At 60.0% G+C, this 8,100-nt stretch carries 6 protein-coding genes; all 6 read left to right on the forward strand.

What is annotated here, in order from left to right; all coding sequences use genetic code 11:
• The first annotated feature begins 60 nt into the window (after positions 1-60).
• The 6 genes from HMPREF3227_RS13975 (at position 61) to HMPREF3227_RS04315 (ending at position 8,098) form a co-directional block, all read left to right on the forward strand.
• The gene (locus HMPREF3227_RS13975; protein WP_066510536.1) at positions 61-153 is read left to right on the forward strand and encodes a potassium-transporting ATPase subunit F; all 93 of its coding nucleotides are present in this window, start codon (positions 61-63) and stop codon (positions 151-153) included.
• Entirely contained in the window at positions 150-1,802 is a 1,653-nt protein-coding gene (kdpA, locus tag HMPREF3227_RS04295) for a potassium-transporting ATPase subunit KdpA (protein ID WP_066510538.1), read from the forward strand. The genes HMPREF3227_RS13975 and kdpA overlap by 4 nt, the downstream gene beginning before the upstream one ends.
• Positions 1,799-3,931, forward strand: coding sequence for a potassium-transporting ATPase subunit KdpB (gene kdpB, locus HMPREF3227_RS04300; protein ID WP_066510539.1), 2,133 nt, complete (start codon positions 1,799-1,801; stop codon positions 3,929-3,931). The genes kdpA and kdpB overlap by 4 nt, the downstream gene beginning before the upstream one ends.
• 3 nt (positions 3,932-3,934) lie before the next feature.
• Entirely contained in the window at positions 3,935-4,672 is a 738-nt protein-coding gene (locus tag HMPREF3227_RS04305; protein ID WP_082750250.1) for a potassium-transporting ATPase subunit C, read from the forward strand.
• A gap of 100 nt (positions 4,673-4,772) precedes the next feature.
• Positions 4,773-7,490, forward strand: coding sequence for a DUF4118 domain-containing protein (locus tag HMPREF3227_RS04310; RefSeq protein WP_066510543.1), 2,718 nt, complete (start codon positions 4,773-4,775; stop codon positions 7,488-7,490).
• Positions 7,490-8,098: a response regulator transcription factor gene (locus tag HMPREF3227_RS04315; RefSeq protein ID WP_066510546.1), complete on the forward strand. Its 609-nt coding sequence runs from the start codon at positions 7,490-7,492 to the stop codon at positions 8,096-8,098. The genes HMPREF3227_RS04310 and HMPREF3227_RS04315 overlap by 1 nt, the downstream gene beginning before the upstream one ends.
• The last annotated feature ends 2 nt before the right edge of the window (positions 8,099-8,100 follow it).

An 8,100-nucleotide genomic window follows, 5' to 3' on the forward strand; every position in this document is an offset into this window, starting at 1 on the left:
GCTTGCCACCATTGTGCTGTTCGTTACCATTCAATGGATAGCTCAGGTGGTGGATAAGCTATGACCTGGGAACTTACTGTAGGCACGATTCTAGGAATCGCGGCTGTCATCTATTTGCTCATCGCTCTGTTGCACCCTGAGGACTTCTCATGACCGGGGTTATCGGCGGGTATATCCCGTTCGTCGCGGTATTCACGCTCCTCGCCATGCTGTACGTCCCACTGGGCGGGTACATGGCAAAGGTGTTCACAGGAGCCAACGATCTCAAGATAGAGACGGTCATCTACAAGGTGTTGGGGGTAGATTCTTCCGCCCGGCAAACCTGGCGCGGCTACGCCGGTAGCCTCTTAGCCTTCTCCATGTTGTCGATCATTGTCTTGTACCTACTGCAACGCCTCCAGCAGTACTTGCCGTGGGCGCACGGCATGGGCCCAGTAGATCCGGACCAAGCGTGGAATACCGCGGTCTCGTTTACAACCAATACCAACTGGCAGTCCTACTCCGGTGAAGCTGCGATGTCACAGCTGACGCAGATGCTCGGCATGACGGTCCAAAACTTCGTCTCCGGTGCCGTAGGCATTTCCGTTGCTGCTGCGCTTATCCGAGGGTTCGCGGCCCGTCACGGCGACGGGCGCATCGGTAACTTTTGGGTGGATCTTACCCGCGTCTGTCTGCGCATCCTCCTGCCCATGGCAACCTTGGGCGCGCTGTTTCTCATGACCCAGGGAGTCATCCAAAACCTGCAACCCCCGGTGACTTTTACCACCGTTACCGGCGCTACCCAGACCATCCCCGGCGGCGCTGTGGCCTCCCAAGAAGTCATCAAGGAACTTGGTACCAACGGTGGCGGATACTTCAATGCGAACTCGGCCCACCCATTCGAGAACCCGACCGTGTGGTCCAACGCCCTGGAAATCTTCCTCATCCTTGTGATTCCGGTGTCCCTCACTCGCACATTCGGTCTCATGGTCCGCGATACCCGCCAGGGCTACGCCATTCTTTCCGCCATGGCGGTGTTGTACTTCCTGTCACTCGCTTCCGTCACCGTCTTCGAGGCCACTGCTTCCGACGCTATCGGCGGCGGCATGGAAGGTCGCGAAGTGCGGCTTGGTACCATCCCGTCTGCGCTGTTCGCGGTGACAACGACAATGACGTCGACCGGCGCAGTTGATTCATTCCACTCGAGTTACACTCCTCTCGGCGGCGGCCTTCTCATCTTAAATATGCTGCTCGGCGAAGTCTCTCCGGGCGGTGTCGGCACTGGGTTGTACGGCATGCTGGTCATGGCCATTCTGTCGGTATTCATCGCCGGCCTTATTGTCGGGCGCACACCGGAATACCTGGGAAAGCGCATTGGCGTCGGCGAAATGATAAAAGTCTGCCTGTACATCCTCGTGATGCCAACCCTCGTGCTGGGCGGAGTGGCACTATCCGTCCTTCTGCCAAGCACCCCAGACTCTTTATCCGCGGCGGGACCGCACGGTTTTAGCGACCTGGTCTACGCATTCACCTCCGCATCCAACAACAACGGTTCGGCATTCGCCGGATTCGGGGCAGACACCTGGTGGTTCAACATCTCCCTCGGTATGTGCATGCTGTTGGGACGTTTTCTGCCCATCGTTATGGTCCTGGCAATTGCCGGCGCCATGGCCAAGCAACGCATCATCCCGACGACTTCGGGCACTCTGCCGACGCACAGCGGGCTATTCGTCGGCCTGCTGATAGGCGTCGTCCTCATCGTCGGTGCACTGACATTCCTTCCCACTCTCGTCCTAGGACCGATTTCGGAGGCTACACTATGAGCTCGACCACATCTGCTTTTTCCGCAAAGCAGCTCAAGGCCACGGTGCCTTTGGCTCTGCGCAAGATGAGCCCGAAAGAGCTCATTAAAACGCCGGTGATGTTCTTAGTAGAGGTGGGCGCTGTGTTCACCTTCATCATCGCCTGTACCCAACCGACTCTGTTTAGTTTCTCCATTTCTCTCTGGCTCTGGGCCACGGTGTTCTTCGCGACGTTTGCCGAAGCCCTCGCAGAAGGTCGCGGCAAGGCTCAGGCGGACGCCCTACGTCGATCGCGGACGACCACCACTGCCCGTCGCATCACCTCCACGGTCCTCGTCACCGCCGGGTCCGGCTCCGGCCGCACCAACGATGAGCTGAGCCCGGCCAACTACGAGAGCGAAGAAGTCCCCTCAACCGAGCTGGTCAAAGGGGATGTCGTCCTCGTAGAAACCGGTCAGACCATTCCAGCCGACGGCGACGTCATCGTTGGGGCGGCCTCCGTGGACGAGTCAGCCGTCACCGGCGAATCCGCCCCAGTCATCCGAGAATCCGGAGGCGACCGGTGCGCAGTCACCGGTGGTACCCGCGTGTTGTCTGACTGGGTCGTGATCAAGATCACCAACGAGCCCGGTCAGTCCTTCATGGACCGTATGATCGGTTTAGTCGAAGGCGCCAATCGCCAGAAGACCCCGAACGAGCTTGCCTTGTCCACGCTCCTCAACGTATTGACCCTGATATTCCTGCTCGTTGTCATGGCGCTAGCCCCGACCGCAGCTTTCAATGGTGCGACGCAGGATCCCCTGGTTCTTGTCGCCTTGTTGGTCTGCCTGATCCCAACCACCATCGGCGCGCTGTTATCCGCCATCGGCATCGCCGGCATGGACCGTCTGGTGCAGCACAATGTGCTGGCCATGTCCGGGCGTGCTGTCGAGGCTGCCGGTGACGTCTCCACTCTGTTACTTGACAAGACGGGCACGATTACGGTCGGCGACCGCCAGGCCGTGAACGTAATTCCTGTGGGCGGGTACGACCAAGACGAGCTTATATACAAGGTGCAGCTTGCCTCCATGGCCGACGAGACCCCGGAGGGACGTTCCATTGTCAAGCTGGCGGAAGCCGCCCGAGGTGAAATGCCAGAGGAACACTTTCGCACCCTCGAATTCATCGCATTTACTGCGCAGACCCGCATGTCGGGGGTGAAACTCAGCGATTCCGAAATGATCGTCAAGGGCGCGGCCAAGCAGATCATGACAACTGTCCGCGAGCTCGGCGGCACTGTTCCGGCAGAGACCGAGGACGTGGTCAACTCAATTAGTCAAGGCGGCGGCACCGCACTCGTGGTCGCCGAGCTCATTAACGCCCCGGAGCCCGGATCCGATCCTCATGAAGCGACCGCCAATTCCTCCTTGTCACGTGTTCTCGGTGTTATCCATCTCAAGGACATTGTGAAAGACGGCATGGTCGAGCGCTTCAAGACGCTGCGCGAGATGGGCATTCGTACCGTCATGATCACCGGTGACAACGAGCTGACCGCTCGCGCCATCGCCAAGGAAGCCGGCGTCGACGACGTTCTCGCCGAGGCCACTCCGGACCAAAAACTCGCGCTCATCAAAAAGGAGCAGGCTGGTGGTCACATGGTGGCTATGACCGGTGACGGCACCAACGATGCTCCGGCGTTGGCGCAGGCTGACGTGGGCGTGGCGATGAACACCGGTACGACCGCCGCCAAGGAAGCTAGCAACATGGTCGACTTGGACTCAGACCCGACGAAGCTCATCGACATCGTGGGAATCGGCAAGCAGCTGCTCATCACGCGTGGCTCCCTGACAACCTTTTCCATCGCGAACGACGTAGCAAAATACTTCGCCATCATACCGGCGATGTTCATCACGACATTTCCGGGACTGCGAGCCCTCAACATCATGCACCTGCACTCTCCGGCCTCGGCCATCTTGTCCGCTGTCATCTTCAACGCGCTCATTATCGTGGCGCTCATTCCGTTGGCGCTCAAGGGCGTGTCCTACCGCCCGGCCAGTGCTTCCGCACTGCTGCGCCGCAACCTGCTCATTTTCGGCCTCGGTGGCTTCGTAGCCCCGTTCATTGGCATCAAGATCATCGACCTCATTATTGGTAATGGGTTAGGAATTTAAACCATGCACACTCCTCAGACTCCACATTCCGCGAGGGCACACTCAACAGCAACGGATGAGCCCGTCAGCCACGACCTGACGCGCTCGGATGAATTCGGGAGCAACCCGGATCTGTCCCACGCTGCCAGCGCAAGTCCTTTTAGCACGGGATTCAACGTCCGCGCGCAATGGACTGCGTTGCGAGCACTGTTGGTGATGATGCTCGTACTGGGCTTTGTCTATCCCATGGTCCTCGTCGGAGTGGGCAAGCTATCCCCGGATAAGTCCAACGGTGGCCTCCTACGTGACACCAACAACGAGATCGTCGCCTCCCGCCTCATCGCCAACCCCGTCGAGGGAGACCAGTGGTTCCAGCCGCGGCCGTCCGCCGCAGGCGACCATGGCTGGGACGCTATGTCTTCGTCCGCGTCCAACGCTGCCGTGGTCTCGCAGGAATATCAGGACGAGATTGCTCAGCGCCGCGCAGAGGTCGCTGCCCGCGAGGGCGTGAGCGAAGACCACGTGCCTGTCGATGCCGTCACGGCTTCCGGCTCCGGCCTTGACCCGCACATCTCCACCGCGTACGCCGAGATCCAGGTGCCACGCATAGCCAAGGCCACCGGCCTAGGCGAGGACGATCTCCGTCAGCTTATCAAGGTCAACCAGGTAGGGTTCATGAACTCCTTTACTGGAAGCCCGAATGGCGTGGCCGTCAACGTAGTCACACTCAACTACGACCTCGCTAAGCTTGTCGCCGAGTAATCCTCTTCTCGCCCCGTGCCTGCCGGGGGTCTGTCTTCGTCTTTCTCCCCTCGACACACGCCGCCCAGAACAAACACTCCCAAGGATATAATTGGTAACTATGTCTGCCTCTGAGTCTCCTCGAGCGACTACCGACTCTGCGCCCTTCGAGCCAACCCACAGCCACCGTGGAAAACTCAAAGTCTACCTTGGCTTTGCCCCCGGCGTGGGCAAGACCTGCGCCATGCTCAACGAAGCACATGAATTACAGCGGCAGGGGCTTAACGTCATGGTCGGCGTCGTAGAAACGCACGGCCGGAAACGCACCGCGGAACTGGTCGAGGGATTAACCGTCATCCCGCGAAAGAAAACCACCTATCGCGGGCGGGTCTTCGAAGAGCTAGATGTCGACGCCTGCTTGGCACTTGCTCCAGACGTGCTTCTCGTCGACGAGCTCGCGCACACCGTCGTCACCAGCGATGCCGAGTTCGCAGCCACAGAAGTCTCGCAAAAGCGGTGGCAGGACGTCTACACGCTGCTTGACGCTGGGATCGACGTCATCTCAACGCTCAACATCCAGCACCTCGAATCGCTCAACGACGTCGTAGCGGCGGTCACAAACACCCGGCAGCGTGAAACCATCCCCGACCAGGTGCTCCGCGATACCGACCGCATCGAGCTGGTCGACTTATCCCCCGACTCGCTGCGTATCAGGCTCTCGCGGGGCGAGATCTACCACGGAGCCATGGCGACCAAGGCCCTGGAGAACTACTTCCGCTTGGGAAACCTGACTGCCCTGCGCGAATTGGCGCTGCTGTGGTTGGCCGACAAGGTCGAAGAAGGTCTCGCGGCCTACCGCGAGAACCACGAGATCGACTCGACGTGGCCGACCCGGGAGCGCCTCATAGTAGCGGTGCCGGGCAACGACGGGTCCGAAGCACTCATTCGGCGCGCCGCCCGTATCGCAGGAAGAGTTTCGGGCAGAGAAATGGTGGCGGTCTACGTCGCCAACAACGAGGGGTTGACCTCCAACCAAACCCCTTCCTCGCTGCGCCGACTGCAAGAGCTGGTGGAAGATCTCAATGGCCAGTGGCGCGTGCTCATCGGCGACGACGTCGCCGGCACGCTGTTGGAATACGCACGCTCTATCAACGCGTCGCAATTGGTTATCGGCCGCCGGCCACGCTGGGGGCACACTCTTGCCAATGGTGTTGCCGAGCGCGTCATCGATGGCTCGGGCACGATCGATGTCCACATCGTCTCCCTGTCCACGTCGGATGCCCCCCGGCCCAAACGGCCTCGGCGAGGCGCGAATTTCGGCCGGGTCCGCCTACTGGCCGGTTGGTTTGCGGCGGTGCTCTTACCCCCGGGGTTTACGGTACTCATGTTGCTCTTTAATCCGGAGGAAAAGTTCTTGAGCCCCATCCTGCTGGGATTTCTCACCATCGTGGTCTTTAGCGCCGTCGCGGCCGGCGTGTGGCCGGCGCTGCTCGCGGTCGTCAGTGGCTCGCTATTGGCCAACTGGTTCTTTACCGCTCCCATCCACACGTTGAGTATTACCGAGCCGGAGTCGATAGCCTCAGTGGGCTTCTTCATCATCATCGCTCTGACCGTGGCGTATATCGTGGACTACGCTGAACGGCGCGCAGACGAAGCGAAACGACGTCAAACACAGGCCGTCATCATGGCAGACCTTGCGCGCGGCGTCATCTACGAGGGGGCGGATCTTAAATCACTCTTGCGGCGACTCGGCGAGACTTTTTTGTTGGACACGGTCCTCCTTCAGCGCTATTCCAGTGAAGACAAGAAGTGGTGGACCATCGAGTCCAACGCGGAGTCCCCGGATGTAGCTGTGGCACAGAAGAAAAGTCGCGCCGGTGAATCCGTCAACCACGTGGGGATCGGTGACTCACTGCGCCTAGTCATCGGCAACCGGGAGCTCAGCCCGTCTGAGATCGATATGATCGAAGCCCACGGTGCTCGCATTACCGCCATTCTCGACCGGCAAGAAATGGAAGCGATGCGACGGGCGACCACAGCCTTGGAATCCTCCAACCGAGTCGGTTCCACGCTGCTCACCGCAGTCTCGCACGACCTACGAACGCCGCTAGCTGGCATCACCACGGCAGTCTCCGGACTCACGCTCGGCGACGTCGAAATCTCTGAGGCTGACCGCCAGGCCCTCATCAACACCATCGAGTCCTCGGCGCACCGTCTCGAGATAGTTATCAATCATCTGCTTGACATGTCTCGACTCAAAACGGGGATGCTTCGACCAAACTCGCAGGCTATTGATGTCGCGGACATCGTCGACGCTGTGCTCGATGAGCACAGCGTCTCCGCAGGACGCGTGCGTGTGGACATCCCTGTCACGCTGCCCCCGATCCTCGCGGATTACGGCCTCGTCCAGCGCGTACTAGCAAACGTCATCGCCAACGCGGCCAACCACGGCGCAGGCACCCATATCGACATCACGGCGCGCGAGGCACACCAAGCACTCCTGGCTAGCGTGGCCCACGCAAAGGACGCTCCTTCCTCCGTCGTGGCCGACGATGCCGCTTCAATCGGGCCCTCCGGCCGTCGCGACGACCATAACATCGTACAGATTAGGATTGCTGATCACGGCCCTGGAATTCCTCGAGACCAGTGGGATAGCTTGTTTCTGCCTTTCCAGCGGCTATCAGACGACGCCTTGGGGCTCGGCCTAGGTCTGGCCGTGGCCCGTGGTTTCACTGAAGCCATGGGTGGACAGATCTACCCCGCCGAGACCCCCGGTGGCGGTGCGACCATTGTCATCGAAATGCCTTGTGCCCCTACACCCGAAGGTGGAAAGCAGTAGTGCCCCAACTCCATTCCTCCCCTGCGGCACCCGAAGCCGACCAAGGGCCCCGCATCCTTATCGTTGAAGACGACCATCCGCTAGCCCTTGCGGTTTCAATCAACCTCAAGGCGCGGGGGTATGACGTTCGCGTTGCAAAGACAGCAGCCTCCGCTCTGAAGCTCTCTGGGCAGTGGCAACCCCAGGCAGTTCTGTTGGACCTCGGCCTTCCGGACACGTCTGGTCTAGAAGTCCTGCGCTCGCTGCGCACATGGTCGACTGTGCCCGTCATCGTGGTCTCCGCCCGCCATGAACAAGAGGGCAAGATCAACGCCCTCGACGAGGGCGCCGACGACTACGTCACCAAACCATTTTCCACTGGTGAGCTGCTCGCCCGGCTCCGATCCGCCCTACGCCGCGCCGCCACCGCCTTCGCCACCGAACGAGTGAACCCCGTACTCGTCTCCTCGGATAACCGGTTGCGCCTCGACCTTGCCCAATCAAGTGTCTACGTGGATGACTCACGCATCCACCTCACACCCATTCAATGGAAAATCGTCGAATACATGGCCCGAAACTACGAGTCTCTCGTCAAAAGGGCTCTTCCGGTTTTAGAGTGCATTGATTAGTT

Origin of the sequence: Corynebacterium sp. CMW7794 (assembly GCF_001563605.1) — a bacterium.
Lineage (GTDB): Bacteria > Actinomycetota > Actinomycetes > Mycobacteriales > Mycobacteriaceae > Corynebacterium > Corynebacterium phoceense.